At 72.9% G+C, this 20,073-nt stretch carries 17 protein-coding genes; 8 read left to right on the top strand and 9 right to left on the bottom strand.

The annotated features are described in order from the left end of the window. Positions 1 to 35 precede the first annotated feature (35 nt). Entirely contained in the window at positions 36 to 3,527 is a 3,492-nt protein-coding gene (locus ACFUNE_RS29960) for a S41 family peptidase (RefSeq protein ID WP_383574474.1), read from the bottom strand. Positions 3,528 to 3,704: 177 nt separating this feature from the next. Here ACFUNE_RS29960 and ACFUNE_RS29965 point away from each other — a divergent pair, with 177 nt between their 5' ends. Together ACFUNE_RS29965 and ACFUNE_RS29970 are read left to right on the top strand one after the other, a co-directional pair. Further along, positions 3,705 to 4,277 (top strand): TetR/AcrR family transcriptional regulator, encoded by a 573-nt coding sequence (locus tag ACFUNE_RS29965; protein ID WP_383574476.1) that lies wholly within the window; start codon positions 3,705 to 3,707, stop codon positions 4,275 to 4,277. 120 nt (positions 4,278 to 4,397) lie between these two features. Further along, positions 4,398 to 6,611, top strand: a complete 2,214-nt coding sequence (locus ACFUNE_RS29970; RefSeq protein WP_383574478.1) for an MMPL family transporter — start codon at positions 4,398 to 4,400, stop codon at positions 6,609 to 6,611. A 125-nt stretch (positions 6,612 to 6,736) separates the two neighbouring features. On the opposite strand, the gene ACFUNE_RS29975 is transcribed toward ACFUNE_RS29970, so the two are convergent. Then, entirely contained in the window at positions 6,737 to 7,105 is a 369-nt protein-coding gene (locus ACFUNE_RS29975; protein WP_383574480.1) for an SsgA family sporulation/cell division regulator, read from the bottom strand. A gap of 177 nt (positions 7,106 to 7,282) precedes the next feature. On the opposite strand from ACFUNE_RS29975, the gene ACFUNE_RS29980 reads away from it, so the two are divergent. From ACFUNE_RS29980 to ACFUNE_RS30000, 5 genes are all read left to right on the top strand, one after another. Then, positions 7,283 to 8,338, top strand: a complete 1,056-nt coding sequence (locus ACFUNE_RS29980) for an energy-coupling factor ABC transporter permease (RefSeq protein ID WP_383574482.1) — start codon at positions 7,283 to 7,285, stop codon at positions 8,336 to 8,338. A gap of 1 nt (position 8,339) precedes the next feature. Beyond that, the gene (gene cbiQ, locus ACFUNE_RS29985) at positions 8,340 to 9,101 is read left to right on the top strand and encodes a cobalt ECF transporter T component CbiQ (protein WP_383574484.1); all 762 of its coding nucleotides are present in this window, start codon (positions 8,340 to 8,342) and stop codon (positions 9,099 to 9,101) included. Continuing rightward, a complete protein-coding gene (locus tag ACFUNE_RS29990) occupies positions 9,098 to 9,868 on the top strand; it encodes an energy-coupling factor ABC transporter ATP-binding protein (RefSeq protein ID WP_383574486.1) in 771 nt (256 codons plus the stop codon). The genes cbiQ and ACFUNE_RS29990 overlap by 4 nt, the downstream gene beginning before the upstream one ends. A gap of 77 nt (positions 9,869 to 9,945) precedes the next feature. Next, on the top strand, positions 9,946 to 11,106 hold the full coding sequence (locus ACFUNE_RS29995; protein ID WP_383574696.1) for a serine hydrolase domain-containing protein: 1,161 nt from the start codon (positions 9,946 to 9,948) through the stop codon (positions 11,104 to 11,106). After that, the gene (locus ACFUNE_RS30000; protein ID WP_383574488.1) at positions 11,103 to 11,891 is read left to right on the top strand and encodes an SDR family NAD(P)-dependent oxidoreductase; all 789 of its coding nucleotides are present in this window, start codon (positions 11,103 to 11,105) and stop codon (positions 11,889 to 11,891) included. Before ACFUNE_RS29995 ends, ACFUNE_RS30000 begins: the two co-directional genes overlap by 4 nt. Positions 11,892 to 11,910: 19 nt before the next feature. On the opposite strand, the gene ACFUNE_RS30005 is transcribed toward ACFUNE_RS30000, so the two are convergent. The 7 genes from ACFUNE_RS30005 to ACFUNE_RS30035 form a co-directional block, all read right to left on the bottom strand. Continuing rightward, on the bottom strand, positions 11,911 to 12,762 hold the full coding sequence (locus ACFUNE_RS30005) for an EamA family transporter (RefSeq protein ID WP_383574490.1): 852 nt from the start codon (positions 12,760 to 12,762) through the stop codon (positions 11,911 to 11,913). Then, a complete protein-coding gene (locus ACFUNE_RS30010) occupies positions 12,759 to 13,295 on the bottom strand; it encodes a YbaK/EbsC family protein (RefSeq protein ID WP_383574492.1) in 537 nt (178 codons plus the stop codon). The genes ACFUNE_RS30005 and ACFUNE_RS30010 overlap by 4 nt, the downstream gene beginning before the upstream one ends. A gap of 87 nt (positions 13,296 to 13,382) precedes the next feature. Further along, the gene (locus ACFUNE_RS30015; protein ID WP_383574494.1) at positions 13,383 to 14,378 is read right to left on the bottom strand and encodes an ornithine cyclodeaminase family protein; all 996 of its coding nucleotides are present in this window, start codon (positions 14,376 to 14,378) and stop codon (positions 13,383 to 13,385) included. 25 nt (positions 14,379 to 14,403) lie between these two features. Continuing rightward, positions 14,404 to 15,327 carry an ABC transporter permease gene (locus ACFUNE_RS30020; protein WP_383574496.1) on the bottom strand — a complete coding sequence of 308 codons (924 nt, stop codon included), beginning with the start codon at positions 15,325 to 15,327 and terminating at the stop codon, positions 14,404 to 14,406. Then, a complete protein-coding gene (locus ACFUNE_RS30025; RefSeq protein ID WP_383574498.1) occupies positions 15,324 to 16,436 on the bottom strand; it encodes an ABC transporter permease in 1,113 nt (370 codons plus the stop codon). The genes ACFUNE_RS30020 and ACFUNE_RS30025 overlap by 4 nt, the downstream gene beginning before the upstream one ends. Positions 16,437 to 16,515: 79 nt before the next feature. Beyond that, positions 16,516 to 18,132, bottom strand: a complete 1,617-nt coding sequence (locus ACFUNE_RS30030) for an ABC transporter ATP-binding protein (RefSeq protein WP_383574500.1) — start codon at positions 18,130 to 18,132, stop codon at positions 16,516 to 16,518. Further along, positions 18,129 to 19,139 carry a BMP family protein gene (locus ACFUNE_RS30035; protein WP_383574502.1) on the bottom strand — a complete coding sequence of 337 codons (1,011 nt, stop codon included), beginning with the start codon at positions 19,137 to 19,139 and terminating at the stop codon, positions 18,129 to 18,131. Before ACFUNE_RS30035 ends, ACFUNE_RS30030 begins: the two co-directional genes overlap by 4 nt. A gap of 170 nt (positions 19,140 to 19,309) precedes the next feature. On the opposite strand from ACFUNE_RS30035, the gene ACFUNE_RS30040 reads away from it, so the two are divergent. Beyond that, positions 19,310 to 20,059, top strand: coding sequence for a GntR family transcriptional regulator (locus ACFUNE_RS30040; RefSeq protein ID WP_383574504.1), 750 nt, complete (start codon positions 19,310 to 19,312; stop codon positions 20,057 to 20,059). The last annotated feature ends 14 nt before the right edge of the window (positions 20,060 to 20,073 follow it).

The raw sequence follows: 20,073 nt of genomic DNA on the forward strand, positions 1-20,073 counted from the left end.
GGGGCTTGATCCGGCTGGGACTCCCGCCGTTCGGGTCACCTCGGAGGCAGTGGGGGCCTGCGGAGGTCGGGGGCCGTGTCGTAGGTGGGGGGTGTGGAGGCCGGGTGGGCGGCCAGGAGGTCCAGGGCCACCCTGACGGCGTCGTCCAGAACCGCGTGCCGGCCCTCCGCCCAGTCCAGCGGGGTGCGCAGCGCCTCCAGATCGGGCTCGACGCCGTGGTTCTCGACGGACCAGCCGTACGTGTCGAACCAGGCCGCGTTCATCGGCACCGTGATCACCGTGCCGTCGCCCAGCCGGTGCCGGCCGGTCATGCCGACGACCCCGCCCCAGGTGCGCTGGCCGACCACAGGGCCCAGCTTCAGCAGCCGGAACGCCGCCGTGATCATGTCGCCGTCGGAGGACGTCGCCTCGTCGGCGAGTGCCACGACCGGCCCCCGGGGCGCGTTGGAGGCGTACGAGACGGCCTGGGCGTTGCGGGTCAGATCCCAGCCGAGGATCGTGCGGGTGAGCTTCTCCACGACCAGCTCGCTGATGTGACCGCCCGCGTTGCCCCGTACGTCCACGATCAGGGCCGGGCGGGAGACCTCCAGCCGCAGGTCGCGGTTGAACTGCGCCCAGCCGGAGCCGCCCATGTCGGGGATGTGCAGATACCCGCACTTGCCGTGGCTCAGCTCCCGTACGACCTCGCGGCGCTTGGCCACCCAGTCCTGGTAGCGCAGGGGCCGTTCATCGACCAGGGGGACGATCGCGATGCGGCGGGACCGGCCGCCGCACTCGCCCCCGGAGGGGCGGAAGGCCAGCTCCACCGTGGTGCCGCCCGCCGCCGTCAGCAGCGGGTACGGTCCCGCCACCGGGTCGACCGGGCGGCCGTCGACATGGGTGAGGACGGCCCCCTCCCTGATCCCCGTGCCGGCGAGCGGTGAACGGGCCTTGGAGTCCGAGGAGTCGCCGGGCAGGATGCGCTGCACGGTCCAGTCGCCCTCCCGGCACACGAGGTTGGCCCCCAGCAGTCCGATGGCCCGCTGGTAGTGCGGGGGGCCCTCGTTGCGGCGGGCGGGCGAGACGTACGCGTGCGAGGTGCCCAGCTCGCCGAGTACCTCACGGAGCAGGTCGGCGAACTCGTCGGGGGAGGCGACCCGTTCGAGCAGGGGGCGGTACTGCTCCAGCACGCCGTCCCAGTCGATGCCGCACATGTCCGGCTCCCAGAAGTAGGACCGGACGATGCGGCCCGCCTCCCCGTACGCCTGGCGCCACTCGGCCGCCGGATCGACGTCGTGCAGGATGCGGCGCAGGTCGAGGAAGACCGTCGAGTCGTTGTCGCCGGGCTCGTTGGACGGTACGGCGCGCAGTTCGCCGTCGTCCATGACGACCAGCCTGCTCGCGTCGCCGCTGACGGCGAACCAGTCGAGGTGGCCGACCAGTTCCGTCTTGCGGGCCTTGGCGATGTTGAAGTGCTCCAGAGTGGGGCGGCCCGACATGTCCGCCGGGTTCGCGAACGTCTCGCCCAGTGCGCCGGAGATCGGCCAGCGCAGCCAGACGAGGCCGCCGCCGCTGACCGGCTGCAACCCGGAGTACTTCGAGGCGGAGACCGGGAACGGGGTCACCCGGTTCTGCAGCCCCTCGAACTCCACCATGACCGTCGGCCCCTCGACGGGGCCGTCGGGAACGTCCACCGGGTCCAGCCCGCCCGCCGCGGGCCTGCCGTCCGGGAGGAGGGCGAAGGGGGAGGGGGTGGCCGAGGAGAGGGGGACCAGATAGGGGCGGCAGCCCAGTGGGAAGGAGAGGTCCCCGGTGTGGACGTCGTACACCGGGTCGAAGCCGCGCCAGGAGAGGAAGGCGAGGTAGCGGCCGTCGCCCGTGAAGACGGGGTTCTCGTCCTCGAAGCGGCCGTTGGTGACATCCACTATCACCGGGGCGTCCGGGCCGGTGATCCGGGCCAGCTTGATCTGCCGCAGCGACCGGCCGACGCCGGGGTGCGACCACGTCAGCCAGTGGCCGTCCGGGGAGAAGGCCAGATCGCGGACCGGTCCGTTCACGGAGCGGATGAGCTCGGTGACCCCGTCCCACGCGCCCCCGTCCCCGGTGACCCCGTCCTCAGCGCCCGCGTCCTCGCCGCCCCCGTCCCCGGAGAGGCCCGGCGCGGAGAGGCCCGGCGCGGAGAGGGCCCCCGGCATGGCGAGGGTCCTCGGCGGGGCGACTCCCTCGGGGGGACCCGTCGGGGTGGCGTCCTCGCCCGCCCCGGTGGGATCCAGGATGTCCCCGCCCAGGTCCGCGACTTCCTCCCCGGTGTCCAGCAGCAGCAGCCGGCCGTCGTTCGACGCGATGGCCAGCCGCTCGCCCTCCGGGTCGGAGATCAGCTCGTGGACCCGGCCCAGCCGTCCGGCGGCCAGCCGGCGGGGCGGGCGGTCACCGGTGGCGCGGGGGAGGTAGGCGATCTCGACCGCGTCCTCGCCCTCGGCGTCCGTGACGTAGGCGACCTGTCCGCTGCTGCCGAGCATCTCCGGCAGGCGGACCCGCACCCCCGGGGTGTCGGCGATCGTGCGGGCGGGACCGTCGCGGTGGGTGAGCCAGTACAGACTGCCGCGCACGGAGACGGCGCTCGCCCTGCCCGTCTCGTCCACGGCCAGCGAGTCGACATGGCTGGACGCGGGCACCTGGTACGTGCGCCGTCCGGTCCGCGGCCCCCCGAGCCGCACCTCCAGCTTCCGGGGCACGGCGTCGGGCGACTCCAGGTCCTCGACCAGCCACAGATCGCCGGCGCACTGGTAGACGACCCTGCTCCCGTCGCTGGAGGCGTGCCGGGCGTAGAACGCGTCGTGGTCCGTGTGCCGGCGCAGATCGGTGCCGTCCGGCAGGCAGGAGTACAGATTGCCGACGCCCTCGTGGTCGGAGAGGAAGGCGATCCGGCTCCCGACGAACATCGGCGCGTCCAGGTGCCCGCCGAGGTCCGGCAGCAGCCGTTCGCCGTGGAGCCACAGCCGGCCCATGGCGCCGCCCCGGTACCGCTTCCAGGCCGCCGGCTCGTGCGGCGGCTTCCCGGTGAGGAGCAGGGTGCGCCGTGCGCCGTCGATGTCGGCGACCGCGATGTCGGAGACGGGGCCCCAGGGGAGCTTGCCGCCGGGACTGCCGTCGGTGGGGACGCTGTAGGCCCAGGAGAAGTAAGAGAACGGCTGGTTGTGCGAGGACACGGCGAGGATCTGGGAGGAGTCACCGGGATCGGGGGTCCAGCCGCAGACCCGGGCGTCGGTCGAGCCCCAGAAGGTGAGTCTGCGAGCGGGGCCGCCGTCGACCGGGGCGAGGTGGATCTCTGGATCGAGCGTGCGCCAGGTCGTGTAGGCGATGCGGCTGCCGTCGGGCGAGAAGCGCGGATGACTGACCCTGGTCCGGTCGACAGTCAGCCGCCACGCCCGGCCGGGCCGCTGCCCCGCCGGGGCCAGAGGAGCGACCCAGAGGTCGTCCTCCGCCGCGAAGCAGAGCAAGTCCTTGTGGAGGTGCGGGAAACGGAGATACGCGACGTCGTCACTCACCCTCCAATGCTTTCCGTGTGAAGGTCCCGCGGCAACTTGTGGTGCAGGACACAAGCGAAACCGCGTCGTTTCGCCGGGGAGGGGAGTACCTTCGAAGTGTACGAAACAGTTTCGTTCCGTTAGTTGATCTTCGGCTGACGTACGATCCAGCAGGCGCAAGGAAGAGGAGGTCGATCCATGGCACGCAGCCGGCTCACGCCCGAACGCGAGAGCGAGCTGTACACCGCCGTGCTCGACCTGCTCGGCGAGGTCGGCTACGAAGCCCTGACCATGGACGCCGTCGCCGCCCGCACCCGTTCCAGCAAGGCCACCCTCTACCGCCAGTGGGGGAGCAAGGCCGAGCTGGTCGTCAAGGCACTCCGGAACGACAAGCCGGTGCACCTTGCCGATGTCGACACCGGTTCGCTCCGCGGCGACTTCCTGGCCGTGCTGCACCGCACCGACGACTGCCAGATGGAGCGGAACTCCGCGCTGATGCGGGGTCTGACCCATGCCGTCCACAACAACCCCGACCTCCTCCAGGCCCTGCGGGAGCTGATGATCGAGCCGGAGATGACCGGTCTCGGCGCTCTGCTCCAGCGAGCCGTGGACAGGGGGGAAGTGCGTGCGGACAATCCTGCGCTTCCCTTTGTGCCGCACATGATGATCGGCGCCTTCGCCGCTCGTGAGCTGGTGGAGGAGAAGCCTGTCGACCAGGCGTTCCTCACCGGCTACGCAGAAGCCGTGGTGTTCCCCGCCCTCGGCGTCTGACGTCCCCTTTTTTCCGTACGACCTGTCTCCCCGACGCTCCACCTGACACGCCGCTCTCGTCGTCGGGCTGGTTCCTCACGCCCAATTCCACTCAACGACCTGACCGGGAGTAACCCCTCCGTGGCTACATTCCTGTACAAACTAGGACGGCTCGCCTTCCGGCGCCGCCGTTATGTCGCCCTGATCTGGGTGGCGCTGCTGGCGCTGGCCGGATTCGGCGCCTCCTCCGCGGCCACCGCCACCTCCAGCTCCTTCTCGATCCCCGGCACGGAGGCCCAGAAGGCCTTCGACCTGCTGGACGAGCGCTTCCCCGGCGGCAGCGCCGACGGCGCGTCCGCCCGGATCGTCTTCAAGGCACCCGACGGCGAGAAGGTCACCGCGGCCTCCAACAAGGCCGAGATCCAGGACATCGTGGGCGAGCTGAAGTCCGGCTCGGACCAGGTCGCCTCGGTCGCCGACCCGTACAAGGCGAACGCCGTCAGCAAGGACGGCTCGACCGCCTACATCTCCGTGTCCTACAAGGTCAGCTCCATGGAGCTGACCGACCCGACGCGTGAGGCCCTGGAGGACGTCGGCCACGACGCCCAGAGCAGCGGGATGAAGGTGGAGATCGGCGGTGACGCGCTCCAGGTGATGCCGGAGACGGGGGCCACCGAGATCATCGGTGTCGCCATCGCGGCCGTCGTCCTGGTCATCACCTTCGGTTCGCTGATCGCGGCCGGGCTGCCGCTGCTGACCGCCCTCATCGGGGTCGGCATCGGGGTCTCCACGATCACCGCGCTGGCCAACGTCCTGGACCTGGGCTCCACCACCTCGACGCTCGCGATGATGATCGGCCTCGCGGTCGGCATCGACTACGCCCTCTTCATCGTGTCCCGCTACCGCGCCGAGCTGGCCGAAGGCCGGGAGCGCGAGGAAGCCGCGGGACGGGCCGTCGGAACGGCCGGGTCCGCGGTGGTCTTCGCAGGCCTCACCGTGGTCATCGCCCTGGTCGGCCTCGCCGTCGTGAACATCCCCATGCTGTCGAAGATGGGCTTCGCCGCCGCCGGCACCGTCGCCATCGCCGTCCTCATCGCGCTCACCCTCGTCCCGGCTCTGCTGGGCTTCGCGGGCAAGCGGGTCATGGGACGCAAGGCGCGCAAGGCCGCCGAGGCGGAGAACAAGCCCGAGGCCAGGCCGAACATGGGCACCCGCTGGGCCCGGTTCGTGCTGCGCAGGCCCGTATGGGTGCTGCTGGTGGGCGTCCTCGGCCTCGGCGCGATCGCCGTACCGGCCGCCTCCCTGGAGATGGGCCTGCCGGACGACGGCGCCCAGCCGAAGTCGACCACGCAGCGCCAGGCGTACGACATGCTCTCCGACGGCTTCGGCCCCGGGTTCAACGGTCCGCTGATGGTCGTCGTCGACACCAAGAACAGCTCCGACGGCAAGGCCGCGGTGAGCAGGGTCTCCGACGAGATCGAGGGCTCCGGCGGCGTCGCCGCCGTCGCCCCTGCCGCCTTCAACAAGGCCGGCGACACCGCGACCATCACGGTCATCCCCAAGGACCGGCCGAGCTCCGTCGAGACGGAGAACGTGGTCCACGCCATCCGTGACGCGGGTACGGACATCAAGAGCGAGACCGGTGCCGAGGTGCTGGTCACCGGCGCCACGGCGATGAACATCGACTTCTCGCAGAAGATGAACGACGCGCTGCTGCCCTACCTGGCGCTCGTCGTCGGTCTGGCCTTCCTGCTGCTGATGGTGGTCTTCCGCTCGGTCCTCGTCCCGCTGAAGGCGGCCCTCGGCTTCCTGCTCTCGGTTGTCGCGGCACTGGGCGCGGTCGTCGCGGTCTTCCAGTGGGGCTGGCTCGGATCGCTCTTCGGGGTCGAGCAGACCGGACCGATCATGAGCATGATGCCGATCTTCATGGTCGGTGTGGTCTTCGGTCTCGCGATGGACTACGAGGTCTTCCTGGTCACCCGGATGCGCGAGGCGTACGTCCACGGAGAGTCGCCCGGCCAGGCGATCGTCACCGGCTTCAAGCACGGTGCGCGTGTGGTCACGGCCGCCGCGGTGATCATGATGGCCGTCTTCTCCGGCTTCATCGGCTCCTCCGAGCAGATGATCAAGATGATCGGCTTCTCGCTGGCCATCGCCGTCTTCTTCGACGCCTTCGTGGTCCGCATGGCCATCGTGCCCGCGGTGCTCGCCCTGCTCGGCAAGCGCGCCTGGTGGCTGCCCCGCTGGCTGGACCGTGTGCTGCCCAACGTGGACGTGGAGGGGGAGGGCCTGCGCAAGGACCTCTCCGACGGTCCGGCCGAGGGCGGCGGGGAGCGGGAACTGGTCCGCGTATGACCCGCCTGGACCCCGGGGCCCGCGTCTGAGCGGAACGCGGCCCCGGAGCGCCGGTTACCTGTGGGGACGGGGGACCGGAGCGACAGAGAGCCCCCGTGCACGCGGCACGGGGGCTCTCGTCGTGTTCAGGCGCGGGTGGCGGGGGCGGTGGCGGCCGACGGGCGCTTCACCGTGTTCGTGCGGGTCCGCGACAGGAAGCGGATCACGGGGCCGATGTCGAACTGGAAGACGGCCACGCCCTCCGCCGAGTGCAGCTCCAGGACCAGCTGGGCCCTGCCGCACGGCCATATCCGTATGTCGCCGCGGGTGGCGGGGGAGCGCAGTCCGCGTTCCAGGAGGTCGAGGCCGAACGCCCAGTCGACCCCTCCGGGCAGCCGGACGTGGACGGTCCCCGGCTCCTCGGGGTCGTAGCGCAGTTCGACGGGGACCAGCCGGGGGTCGGGGCCGTCGGTGATGAGCCGGGCTCGGGCGTGTTCTTGGATCACGAGGGACATGGCCGGCTCCTCCTGTGTGAAAATCTCTCCCCCTAATGTCCCATATTTTCCTATTTGGGCATTCCGGGGGTGGGGTAGTTGGCACCCCTGCGCTCTTGCGAACGGTTTGCAACAGGGCACTATCATTGAGCGGTTCCCGACCCCGCCCGCAGCAACGCCCGAAAGCGGAGCCACTCCATGCATGTACCCGACGGTTTCATCAACGCACCCGTCTCCGCCGTCGCAGGTGTCGTCGCCGCCGGCGCGGTCGCCGTCAGTCTCCGGGGCGCCCGGCGTGAACTGGACGAACGGACGGCTCCACTCGCCGGGCTCGTCGCCGCGTTCATCTTCGCCGTACAGATGCTGAACTTCCCGGTCGCCGCCGGCACCAGCGGGCACCTCCTCGGCGGGGCGCTGGCCGCGATCCTGGTCGGACCCTTCACCGGGGTGCTCTGCATAGCGGTCGTCCTGCTGATGCAGGGCATCCTCTTCGCCGACGGCGGCCTCACCGCGCTCGGCGTGAACATCACGGTGATGGGGGTCGTCACCGTCGTCGTCGCCTACGCCCTCTTCCGCGGACTGACCCGGATCCTGCCCCGCACCCGCCGCTCGACGACCGTCGCGGCCTTCGTGGCCGCACTGGTCTCCGTGCCGGCCGCCGCCGTCGTCTTCACCCTGATCTACGCCGTCGGCGGCACCACCGACGTACCCATCGGCAAGGTCCTCACCGCGATGGTCGGCGTCCACGTCCTGATCGGCATCGGGGAGGCGGCGATCACCGCGCTGACCGTCGGCGCCGTCATCGCGGTACGCCCCGACCTGGTGCACGGGGCCCGCGGGCTCGCCGCCCCGCTCAAGCTCCGCGTCGGCGGCGAACTCGTCGACGCGCCGGCCGCCGCTCCCTCGCCCGCACCCGTCGCCGCCCGCTCCACGCGGAAGGTGTGGGCCACCGGCCTGGTCGCCGCCCTCGTCCTCGCGGGCTTCGTCTCCTTCTACGCCTCCGCCAACCCCGACGGCCTGGAGAAGGTCGCCGCCGACAAGGGCATCGACGAGAAGGTCCAGGAACACGGCGCGGCCGACTCCCCGCTCGCCGACTACGGCGTCAAGGACATCGGCAATGCCCGTGTCTCCGGCGGCCTCGCCGGTGTGATCGGCGTGGGCGTCACCGTCGCCGTCGGCAGCGGAGTGTTCTGGGCGGTCCGCAAGCGCCGTACGCCCGAGGCACCCGAGGCACGCACCGCCGAGTCCGTCTGACATGGGTGCCGGCCACGCGCACACGCTCTACCGGCACGGGCACTCGCCCGTCCACGCCCTGCCCCCGCACTGCAAGCTCGCCGCCGTCCTCTGCTTCGTCGTGGTCGTGGTCTCCACCCCGCGCGAGGCCGTCTGGGCCTTCGCGCTGTACGCGCTGCTGCTCGCCGCCGTCGCCGCGGTGGCCCGGCTCTCGCCCGGCTTCCTGCTGAAGCGCCTGGTCATCGAGGTGCCGTTCGTCGCCTTCGCGCTGCTCATGCCGTTCGTGGTGCCCGGTGAGCAGACCGAGGTGCTCGGCATCTCCCTCAGCGTCCCCGGACTCTGGGGCGCCTGGAACGTCCTCGCGAAGGGCACCCTCGGCGTGGCCGCCTCGGTGATCCTGGCCTCCACCACCGAGCTACGGGCCCTGCTGCTCGGGCTCCAGCGCCTCAAGCTGCCCCCGCTGCTCGTCCAGATCGCGTCCTTCATGATCCGGTACGGCGACGTCATCACCGACGAGCTGCGCCGCATGTCGATCGCCCGCCGCTCCCGCGGCTTCGAGGCCAGAGGGGTACGGCAGTGGGGCGTCCTCGCCAAGACGGCGGGCGCCCTCTTCATCCGGTCCTACGAGCGCGGCGAGCGCGTCCACCTCGCGATGGTCAGCCGCGGCTACACGGGCACCATGCCGGTGATCGACGAGGTGACCGCCTCCCGCGCCCAGTGGGCGCACGCGGCGGCACTCCCCGTGCTCGCCCTCGTCGTATGTCTGCTGGGATGGACCGTATGAGCCTGCCCACCGCACCCGCGCCCTCCCTGGAGGTCAGCGGCCTCGCCTACGCCTACCCCGACGGCCACCAGGCCCTCTTCGGCGTCGACCTCACCGTGGCCCGCGGCGAACGCGTCGCGCTCCTCGGGCCCAACGGCGCGGGCAAGACGACTCTGGTCCTCCACCTCAACGGCATCCTCGACGCGGGCGCCGGCACCGTCCGGGTCGCCGGGCTGCCCGTGGAGAAGCGGAACCTCGCCGAGATCCGCCGCCGCGTCGGCATCGTCTTCCAGGACCCCGACGACCAGCTCTTCATGCCGACCGTCCGCGAGGACGTCGCCTTCGGACCCGCCGCGGCCGGGCTCCGCGGTGCCGAGCTGGAGGACCGGATCGTCACCGCCCTCCGGCGGGTCGGCATGGAGGAGTTCGCCGCACGGCCGCCCCACCACCTCTCCTTCGGCCAGCGCCGCCGGGTCGCCGTCGCCACCGTCCTCGCCATGGAGCCGGAGATCCTCGTCCTGGACGAGCCCTCCTCCAACCTGGACCCCGCCTCCCGCCGCGAACTCGCCGACATCCTGCGCTCCCTGGACGTCACCGTGCTGATGGTCACCCACGACCTGCCCTACGCCCTCGAACTCTGTCCCCGCGCGGTCATCCTCAGCGACGGGGTGATCGCCGCCGACGACCGCACGCAGGACCTGCTGTGCGACGAGGAACTCATGCGCAGGCACCGGCTGGAGCTGCCCTTCGGCTTCGATCCGCGTTCCGTGTCCGTTCCGCGTCCGTGAACAGATGGTGACCCGCCCCCCGTTCCACCTGCGGCGCGATGCACCATGGGGGGATGAGCGGGAGCGCGGGAGCAGGCGTGGACGTACGGGGCACGGTGGCGCCGGGATTCGAGGCGGTACGGGACGCTTTCGTCCGTAACTTCGAACAGCGCGGGGAACGGGGAGCGGCCGTCGCCCTCTACCGGCACGGCCGCAAGGTCGTGGACCTGTGGGCCGGCACGAGGGATGTCGACGGCGCCGAACCCTGGGCCGTGGACACCGTGCAGGTCGTGCGATCGGCGGGCAAGGGCATCGCCGCCGCCGTACCGCTGCTGCTGCACCAGCGCGGACAGGTCGACCTGGACGCCCCGGTCGGCACGTACTGGCCGGAGTTCAAGGCGAACGGCAAGGAACGCGTCCTCGTGCGCCACCTCCTCGCCCACCGCGCGGGGGTGGCCGCCCTCGACACGGCGCTGACCCCCGAGGAGGCCGCCGACCAGACCTCCGGGCCGGGGGCCGTGGCCGCCCAACGGCCGCAGTGGGAGCCAGGAACCGACCACGGCTACCACGCCCAGACCTACAGCTGGCTCATCGGCGAACTGGTGCGCAGGGTCACCGGGCGCACCATCGGCCGCTGGGTCGCCGAGGAGATCGCGCGACCGCTCGGCCTGGACTTCTGGTTCGGACTCCCCGAGGACGAGGCGCACCGGATCGGGCGGATCGGGCCCGTCGAACCCCCGCCGGCCGAAGGCGGCGGCACTCTGCGGATACGCCCCAAGCGCTCCGTCGTCGAGGCCTACGCCGACCCGGCCTCGCTCACCCGCCGCGCCTTCGGGGCGATCGACCCCTTCCCCGACGAGAACGCCCCCGCCTACCGCGCGGCCGAACTCCCCGCGTCCAACGGCATCGCCACCGCACGCGGACTCGCCCGCTGCTACGCGGCGATGATCGGCGAGGTCGACGGGCACCGGCTGTTCGCCCCCGCCACCCTCACCCTGGCCCGCACCGAGGAATCGGCGGGCCCGGACCGGGTGCTGGTCGTCAACACCCGTTTCGGCCTCGGGTACATGCTGCACGGACCGGCGGCACCGCTGCTCGGCCCCGGGTCGTTCGGGCACCCCGGCCGGGGCGGTTCACTGGGGTTCGCCGACCCCGAATCGGGCATCGCACTCGGCTATGTGACGAACGGTCTGCAGAAGGGAGTCACCGCCGATCCCCGCGCCCAGGCCCTGGTCAGGGCAGTACGGTCGGCGCTATGACTTCTCCTCGCTTCCACGGGTACGCCGCGCTCCTCACCGGAGCCGGACAGGGCATCGGGGCGGCCACCGCCCGCCGGCTCGCCGCCGAGGGCGCGGCCGTCCTGGTCACCGACCTGGACGCCGGCCGCGCCGAACGCACGGCGGCAGGGATACGCGAGGCGGGCGGCACCGCCGAATCCCTGGCCTGCGACGTCGGCGACCGGGACGCGGTCGACGCGGCGGTCGCCCACGCGGCCGGCACCTTCGGCCGGCTCGACGTCCTGGTCAACAACGCCTACGCGAACCACGACGACGCCGCGCTCTTCGAGGACGAGGAGGACGCGTCCTGGGAGCACACCCTGGACATCACCCTCAGCGGCCCCTACCGCTGCTCCCGCGCCGCGCTGCCGCATCTCGTGGCCTCCGGCCGGGGAGCGATCGTCACCATCGGCTCGGTCAACGGGGAGCAGGACTTCGGCGGCCACGCCTACAGTGCGGCCAAGGCCGGTCTCGCCAGTCTGACCCGTACGCTCGCGGGCCACGCGGGACCGCGCGGCGTCCGCGTCAACCTCGTCGCGCCGGGCACGATCCGCACCGACGCCTGGGCCGGCAGGGACGCGGCGCTGGAGCGGGCGAGCGCCCTCTACCCGCTCGGCAGGATCGGCGAGCCGGAGGACATCGCGTCCGCCGTCGCCTTCCTCGCCTCCCGGGACGCGGCGTGGATCACCGGCACGACGCTACGGGTGGACGGCGGCCTCCTCGGAGTCAACACGGGCTTCCGCGCCGCCATGACGGAGAGCTCCTGAACGTCCGGCGCTCGGCGGTTCAGCTCGTGTGCAGCATCAGCCCGATGCCGACCACCATCAGCCCGGCGGCCGCGATCCGGGGGGCCCCGAACCGCTCCTTGAAGAACAGCGCTCCTATCGCGGCGCCCACGATGATCGACGACTCGCGGAGCGCGGCGATCGGAGCGAGCGGGGCCTTCGTCTGCGCCCACAGGACCAGGCCGTACGCGGAGACCGACAGGGCCGCGCCCAGTAGTCCGCGTGCGACGAACGGGCGTATCAGGCGTACCAGTTCACCCCGCCTGCGCCAGTAGGCGTAGGCGGGGATCACGACGCCCTGCACGGTCATCAGCCAGCCGATGTAGCCGAGAGGCGTGCCCGAGGCACGCACCCCGGCCCCGTCGACCGTGGTGTAGCCGGCGATGGCCAGACCGGTCGCGAGGGCCGCCAGGATCGCCGGCCAGTGCGGACGCTTCCCGGACCCGCGGATGCCCCACAGGGCCAGCCCGACGAGTCCCGCCGAGGCCACCGCCACGCCCGCCGTCGCCCAGCCGTCCGGGCGCTCGCCGAGGAAGACGGCGGCCAGGACCGTGACGACGAGCGGAGCGGTGCCCCGGGCGATCGGATACATCTGGCCGAAGTCGCCCAGGGTGAACGACCGCATCAGCAGCAGCATGTACACCACGTGCAGGCCGGCGGAGACGAGCAGGAAGGGCCAGGCACCGGCCGCCGGGAACGGCGCCAGGCAGACCAGCAGGAGCCCGATCAGGGCCCCGCCGCCGGAGATGAGGGTGAAGGACAGCAGCTGGTCGCGAATGGCGTGGGCGATGGCGTTCCAACTGGCGTGCGTGATCGCGGCGGCCAGGACGGCCGCCGCCACCAGCGGGGTCACGAGGTCTGCTCGCGCACGTCCACGAGGGTGCCGCCCGCGAGCTCGACCAGGGTGGCGGGGTCGAGCCGGAAGACGGCGTGCGGGTGGCCCGCCGCGGCCCACACCTCCGCGTGGGCGAGCAGGCCCCGGTCGGCCAGCACCCGGGTCTTCGTGCGGTGGCCGAAGGGCGGCACGCCGCCGATCGCGTATCCGGTGGTCTCCCGGACCAGGTCCGCCCGGGCCCGCCCGACCTTCACGGCGCCCAGCTCGCTCCGCACGAGCTCGACGTCCACCCGGGAGGAACCGTCCATCAGGACGAGGACGGGCACGCCGTCCGCCTCGAAGATCAGGGACTTGACGATCTGGCTGAGCTCGCAGCCGATCGCGGTGGCGGCCTCGACCGCGGTGCGGGTGGCGTCGGGGAAGCGGCGTACCTCGACCTGGAGGCCCAGCTCCCGCAGGGCCTCCGCGAACCTGGGGTGGGCGTCGGACGGGAGAGCGGCGGGCGTGGTGCCGGACGGGGGAGCGGCGGGCGTGGTGTCGGAAGTGCTCATGCCCCGCACGCTACTGAACCCGCCCCGGCCCGGACCACAGCCTTTCCCCCGCCTGTGCCGTCTGTGCCCCTTGTCACGGCGGCCGGGTCAGCCGCTGAGCTCGATCCGGGTCCCCACGTGCCGGGCGTGGGCGGCGTCGATCAGCAGCCTGGCCACGGCGAGGTCCTGGAGGCCGACGCCCACCGAGTCGAAGAGCGTGAGGTCGGTGTCCGAGGTCCGGCCGGGCCTCGTTCCCGCGAGGACCTCGCCGAGTTCGCAGCGGAAGTCGTCCTCGGTGAGCGCGCCCTCGGCGAGGGGTATCAGGACCTCGCCGGACTTCGCGCGGGCCGTCGGCCAGGAGTCGACGACGATCCGGCTGCGTACGACGCCCTCCGTGTCGATCTCCCGGTGGTCGGGGCGCGGCGGGGCGCCCACGGCGTTGACGTGCTGCCCGGGGGAGAGCCACGCGCCCCGGATCAGCGGTTCGCGGGACGGGGTCAGCGTGCACAGGACGTCCGAGGCCTCCGCGACGGCCTGCGGTCCGGCCAGCACGGCCGCGTCCACGCCGAGCTCCGTGCCGATCCAGGCCGCCAGCTCGCGGCTCCGGCCGGGGTCGCGCCCCCACAGCACGATCCGGTCGTAGGCGCGGCCCGGGAGCAGGGCGCGGGCATGGGCGCGCGCCAGCGGGCCGGTGCCGACGAGCCCGAGGACGCGGGCGTCCTGCCTGGCCAGGGCGCGGGTGGCGACGGCGGTGGCGGCGGCGGTTCGCGCGCGGGTGACCTCCGCGCCGTCCAGGAGCGCCTCGCACGCCCCCGTGTCCGCGGAGACGGCCAGCACGGCCGAGCGCTGCACGGGCAGGCCCCGCGCGCGGTTGGCGGGGAGGTCCGCCAGGAGCTTCACGGTGGCGAGGCCGGCCGGGGCGGAGGCCGCCGCCATCGCGAGGAACGTCCCGTCCGACCCCGGGAGCGGCATCGCCGGCGGGGGCGGCAGGACCGCCCTGCCCAGCGCCAGATCGAGATGGCCGGCCTCCACCGCCCTCTCGACGTCCTCCCGTGCGTCCGCGAGCAGTGCGGCGATGTCGGAGCGGGTCAGGATCAGTGTCATGTCTCTACGTCCTCAGGGAGAGTGGTCAGGTGCCGCGCAGGAAGGGGACGGTGAGCCCCGACGGCGCGCGGCTGCGGCCGACCAGCCCGCTCACCGCGAGCAGCGCGATGACGTACGGCAGCGTGGTCAGCAGCGGCGCGGACAGGTGCAGCCCCATCGCCGGCGCCGCGAACTGCAGAGCCTGTGCGACTCCGAAGAACAGGCAGGCCAGGATCGTGGGCCAGGCCCGCCAGCGGCCCGCGATCACCGCGACGACCGCGAGGTAGCCGATGCCGCCGGTGATGTTGTCGCTGAAGGCGTGCACCTCGGACAGGGCCAGCTGCGCGCCCGCCAGGCCCGAGACGGCCCCGGTGAGCAGCACGGCCGCGCACCGTACGGCCCGTACGGGAAGGCCGCAGCGGTCAGCGGTGGTCGCGTCCTCGCCGATCGCGTCGACGGCCAGGCCCCACCCGGTGCGCCTGCTGAAGCCCAGAGCCAGGGCGGCGGCGATGACGAACGCCGCGTAGCCGAGGGCGGTCTGCTCGAAGAGGGCCGGACCCAGGACGGGGATGTCGTGCAGGACGGGAACGGCGACCGGGTCGAAGCCGGGCACCGAGTCCGCCGCGCCGTCGCCGAACAGGACACGGGAACCGTACGTCGTCGCTCCGAGCGCGAGGGCGTTCGCGGTGATGCCCGTGACGATCTGGTCGGCGCGCAGGACCACGCTGAGCAGGGCCTGGAGGGCTGCGAAGAGCAGCCCCGCGGACAGGGCCGCCAGGACGCCCACCCCCGCGCTCCCCGAGGCCAGGGCCCCTGCCGCGCCCGCGAAGGCGCCGGTCAGCATCATGCCTTCGACGGAGAGGTTGAGCACGCCGGCCCGTTCGCTCAGCAGCTCTCCCGAGGAGGCGAGCAGGAGCGGCACCGCCAGGCGCACCCCACCGGAGGCGAGCTCCTCCACGACCGCGCTCATGAGGCCCTCCCGTTGCGTGTGGTCCCGAACATGGCGGCGGCGACGAACAGGACGAGCAGGCTCTGCACGATCTGTACGGAGGAGGCGGGGACCCCGGCCGCGAGCTGGAGGTTGATGCCACCGTTGGTGAGGAAGCCGAAGAGGAGCGACACGGCCGCCACTGCGGTGAGCGAGCCGCGGGCGAGCAGGCCCACCACCAGCCCCGAGAAGCCGTATCCGGAGGAGAAGTGCTCGGCCAGCACATACGGGGCGACGGCGACGAGGCCCGCGCCGGCGAGGCCCGCCGCTGCTCCGGCGAAGGCCAGGCCGCCCGTCTCCAGGCGCGTGACGGGAAGCCCCAGCCGGGCCGAGGCCGCGGGGGAGTGGCCGACGGACCGCAGGCGCAGCCCGATGGCCGTGTGGCGCAGCACCACGCCGGTGACCAGGGCGGCGACGGCCGCGACGACGACGATCGCGGTCGCGGGCGACTCGATTCCGCCGATCAGCGGCAGCCGGGCCCCCTCGGGCAGGGGCGCGGACTGCGGCAGCGTCTCGGACGAGGTCACCGGCTGGCGCAGCAGCGCCTCCTCGTGGACGGCCACCGACACGAGCCCCACACCGATGAAGTTGAGCAGCAGCGTCGTGATGACCTCGCTGGTGCCCCGCCTCGCGCGCAGCAGGCCGGCGATCCCCGCCCACACGGCGCCCGCCGCGCATCCCGCGACGAGGACCAGCGGCACACCGAGCACGGCCGGGACACCGGCGGGCAACGCCACCCCCACGGCCGCGGCGGCCAGTCCGCCCGCGCAGAGCTGCCCCTCGCCGCCCACGTTCACCAGTCCCGCGCGGTGGGCGACGGTGAAACCGGTGGCGATGAGGGCGAGCACCGCCGCGGAGTTGAGCGAACTCCCGACGGCGTAGGGCGATCCGAACATGCCCTCGACGAGGGCGTCCCAGGCGGCCGCCGGCTCCGTTCCGGCGCCCTTCACGAGCCCGAGCCCGGCCGCGCCCGCGAGCACGACCGCCAGGACGCCGACGGCGACCGGGTGTCTCAGGGCGGGGCCGATGCGGGCGCGTGCCGTGCGGGGAGCCGGTGCGGGGGCGGGCAGGGCAGGTGTCGGTGGTGACATGGCGGCTCCTTGAGGTGTCGAGAGGCACGCGCCGGGCCGGGCGGGCGTCGGCCTGTACGCGGTTGCTGCGAGGGGTGGTTCAGCGCACGGCTCCGGGCGTGCGGGCCGCGTCGCCCCCGCCGGGTTCCGGGGCGCGCGCGCCGAGCATCAGGGCTCCGATCCGGTCCCGGGCGTGCGGCGCCGAAGGATCGACGGGACCCAGCAGCTCGCCCCGGTAGGCCACGACGATCCGGTCGCACAGGACGAGGAGTTCGGACAGCTCGCTGGAGACCACCAGGACACCCGTCCCGGCGGCGGCCGCGTCGCGGATACGGGAGTGAACGGCGCCCACGGCTCCGATGTCCAGGCCGCGGGTGGGCTGGGCCGCCGCCAGACAGATCAGCGGGTCGAGAGCCAACTCCCGTGCCAGGACGACCTTCTGCTGGTTGCCGCCGGACAGCGACGACATCAGTGCTCCCGGGCCCGCTGCCCGGATGCCGTGCCCGGTGAGCACCTCGTCCGCCGCGCGGCCCATGGCCCGCCTGTCCAGGAACGCTCCGTACCTGCGGAACCGGTCGAGCCGCCCGAGGAACAGGTTGTCGGAGACCCGCAGTTGCGGCACGCACCCCTCGTGGAGGCGGTCCTCGGGCACCACGCCCAGTCCGGCCCGGCTCCGCTCGCGGGGCGTCGCCCCGGTGACGTCCCGCCCGTCGAGCTCCACGCTCCCCGAGGTGGGGGCGAGCGATCCACCGAGCAGCGCCATGAGCTCGCTCTGGCCGTTGCCCTCCACTCCGGCGACGCCGACGACCTCCCCGAACCCGACGTCCAGAGCGACCCCGTCCAGCGCGGAGGTCCCGTCGGCACGCCGCACACCGACGTCCCGCAGGCGGAGTGCCGCTCCCGTACGCCCGTGAGCGGTGGCGGCACCGGGCCGCCGCACCGTGTCCTGCCCCGAGGCGCTCTCCTCGGGGGCCAGGCCGATCGTCCCGGCGAGCCCCGCGTCCAGCGAGTCGGCGGGCCGTCCGATCATCAGCGGGACCAGCCGCTCCGGCGGCAGTTCGGTCAGTGGCCCGCCGCCGGAGACCCGTCCGCCGCGCAGCACGGTCGCCGCGTCCCCGGCCCGCGCCACCTCGCCGAGCTTGTGCGTCACCAGGACCACCGCGTGCCCGGACCCGGCGATCCGGCGGCAGGTGGCCAGCAGGGCGTCCGTCTCGGCCGGGCCGAGGACGCCCGTGGGCTCGTCCAGGACGAGGAGCCGGGGTTCCCGCAGCAGCGCCTTGACGATCTCGGCGCGCTGGCGCACACCGACGGGCAGTTCACCCACCCGTGCGCCCAGGTCCAGTTCGAGTCCGTACTCCTCGCGCACCCGCTCCACCCGGCGGGGCAGGTCCCGCAGCCGCAGCAGACGCAGGTTCTCACCGACGGTCAGGGTCGGTACGAGGCTGAAGTGCTGGTGGACCATGGCGATCCCGGCGGCGAGCGCGTCGGCGGGACGGCGAGGGGCGTAGGGCGCGCCGTACAGGCGCAGGCTGCCGCCGTCCGGGGTCAGCGAGCCGCCCACGACATGGCAGAGGGTCGACTTGCCGGCGCCGTTCTCCCCGAGCACGCAGTGCACGGTGCCGGACTCGACGACGAGGTCCACCGTGTCCAGGGCCCGCATCGTGCCGAAGGACTTGGTGAGTCCGGAGATCTCCAGCGCGGGAGCGGCCGTGCTCATCGGGTGGTGATCTCGCCGGCCGTGATCTTCCGCTTCAGCTCGTCGAGCTTCTCGCCCACCGCGGGGTCGGTGGAGTCGCAGAGCACGATGTCGTTGTGCGGCTCGTCGAAGGTCAGCCCGAAGTGGACGGATTCCGCCTTCCAGTCACCGGCGACCAGGTGGTCCACCGCGTACTCGATCTCCGCGCCGATGTCCGTCTCCACATACCCGGCGTAGGCCGGGTCGCTGCCGCAGGCGTGGGCGATCGGCCCGCCGATGAGCGCTCCGTCACGCTGACCCGCCGCCTGGGCGACCCCCTTGTGGCCGAGGTTGAGCACCTGGCCCAGGACGTCCGCGCCGGCGCCGAAGTCGGCGAGCGCGGACTGCTTGGCCTTGGCGACGTCGTTGAAGTCGCCGACGTACTGCGGGGGGAGGACCTTCACACCGGGGTCGGCCGCCTCGGCGCCCCGGTCGAACTCCTTGGAGGCGTTCACGATGGCCGGGAGTTCGGCGCCGCCGATGAACCCGACCGTCCCGCTCCTGGAAAGCAGTGCGGAGGCGGCCCCCGAGAGGAACGCGGCCTCGGCCTGCTGCGGGTCGTAGAGCGAGAGGTTCGCGAGGGGCTCGCCGTCGGCGGGGCCGCCGATCTCGGCGAACTTCACCTTCGGGAAGCGTGCCGCGACGTTGCGCACATCGGCGTCGGTCTGCCCGCCGAGTGAGATCACGAGGTCCGAGTCGGTGGCGAAGCGGACCAGGGCCTTCTCGTAGTCGGCTGTCGCCACCTGCTCGACCTTGCTGAACTCCACCGCTCCGGCGTGCTCCTTCGCCGCCCGCTGGTAGCCGAGGTGCGCCGAGCCCATGAACCCGTCGTCGGAGAGCGAGCCGGGGAAGAGGACGCCGACCTTGAGCGTGCCGTCGTCCTCGCCCTCGGCCGCCGAGGACCCTCCGCAGGCGGTCAGGAGCAGCAGCCCCGACACGACGGACACGGCGACGGCGACGGGGGACGGGAGAGATCGGGAAGGTGCCACTGGGATGCCTCCAGGGAACGGGGCCTGCGAGCCGGTTAGTGGTATACCGCTATGGCGCACCAGTTTCCGGGTCGTTTGTTGCCACCGTGTTAGCGAGCGGTTAGCAGTGGCGGACCTGCCGCGTGATCCGCATACGGTGGGACCGACCCGATCCCGGAGGAAGAGCCTTGGTGACAGCAGCGCGACCGTCCGGCGCGGGACGCCCCTCGCTGCGCGACTTCGCGTACGAGACCCTGCGGCGGCGCATCATCGAGGTCGAACTGCAGCCGGGGGAGAGGCTGGTGGAGCGCGACCTCGCCACCGAGCTGGAGGTGTCGCGCATCCCGCTGCGTGAGGCGCTGCGCCTCCTGGCGGCCGACGGGCTCGTGCTGCTCGTGCCGCACCGGGGCGCACTGGTCGCGCCCTTCACGCCCGGCGACGTGCGCGACCTCTTCGACGTACGCGAATCGCTGGAGTCCCTCGCGGCCCGCCTGGCGGCGGAGCGGGCGGACGAGGACGGGCTGGACCGGCTGGCGGCCGGCCTCGACGCCGCCCGCGACGCGACCCGTGCGCACGACCGGGCCGCGATCGCCGCCGCCAACGCGGCCTTCCACACCGACATCGTCGAGCTCGCGGCCAACGCGCTGCTCAGCGGCGTGATGCGGCCGCTGGAGGCACGCATGCACTGGCTGTTCCGCCTGACGGCGCAGCGGGACCCGGACCGGCAGTGCGCGGAGCACGAGCAGATGTACGAGGCCATCGCCGCCCGCGACGTCGACCGCGCGGCCCGCCTGGCGCACGAACACGTGGCGGGCGGCCGTGCGACCAGCCTCGCCCTCGCGGAGCAGTGGTCCCGGCCGGACATCGACCCGCAGGCCGTCGCCGCGCGCCGCCGACGCGGACGGGGCGACGCCGGGAAGCAGGCCGGGCCGGAGGCGTGATCCGCCTCCGGCCC

This window comes from Streptomyces sp. NPDC057287 (assembly GCF_042667905.1).
GTDB lineage: Bacteria > Actinomycetota > Actinomycetes > Streptomycetales > Streptomycetaceae > Streptomyces.

Excerpts from the sequence above, each read along its gene's own strand:
- ACFUNE_RS29965 (WP_383574476.1), top strand. The coding sequence starts at position 3,705 with ATGGCACGCAGCCGGCTCACGCCCGAACGCGAGAGCGAGCTGTACACC.
- ACFUNE_RS29975 (WP_383574480.1), bottom strand. The coding sequence starts at position 7,105 with ATGTCCCTCGTGATCCAAGAACACGCCCGAGCCCGGCTCATCACCGAC.
- ACFUNE_RS29980 (WP_383574482.1), top strand. The coding sequence starts at position 7,283 with ATGCATGTACCCGACGGTTTCATCAACGCACCCGTCTCCGCCGTCGCA.
- cbiQ (WP_383574484.1), top strand. The coding sequence starts at position 8,340 with ATGGGTGCCGGCCACGCGCACACGCTCTACCGGCACGGGCACTCGCCC.
- ACFUNE_RS29990 (WP_383574486.1), top strand. The coding sequence starts at position 9,098 with ATGAGCCTGCCCACCGCACCCGCGCCCTCCCTGGAGGTCAGCGGCCTC.
- ACFUNE_RS30000 (WP_383574488.1), top strand. The coding sequence starts at position 11,103 with ATGACTTCTCCTCGCTTCCACGGGTACGCCGCGCTCCTCACCGGAGCC.
- ACFUNE_RS30010 (WP_383574492.1), bottom strand. The coding sequence starts at position 13,295 with ATGAGCACTTCCGACACCACGCCCGCCGCTCCCCCGTCCGGCACCACG.
- ACFUNE_RS30015 (WP_383574494.1), bottom strand. The coding sequence starts at position 14,378 with ATGACACTGATCCTGACCCGCTCCGACATCGCCGCACTGCTCGCGGAC.
- ACFUNE_RS30020 (WP_383574496.1), bottom strand. The coding sequence starts at position 15,327 with ATGAGCGCGGTCGTGGAGGAGCTCGCCTCCGGTGGGGTGCGCCTGGCG.
- ACFUNE_RS30025 (WP_383574498.1), bottom strand. The coding sequence starts at position 16,436 with ATGTCACCACCGACACCTGCCCTGCCCGCCCCCGCACCGGCTCCCCGC.
- ACFUNE_RS30030 (WP_383574500.1), bottom strand. The coding sequence starts at position 18,132 with ATGAGCACGGCCGCTCCCGCGCTGGAGATCTCCGGACTCACCAAGTCC.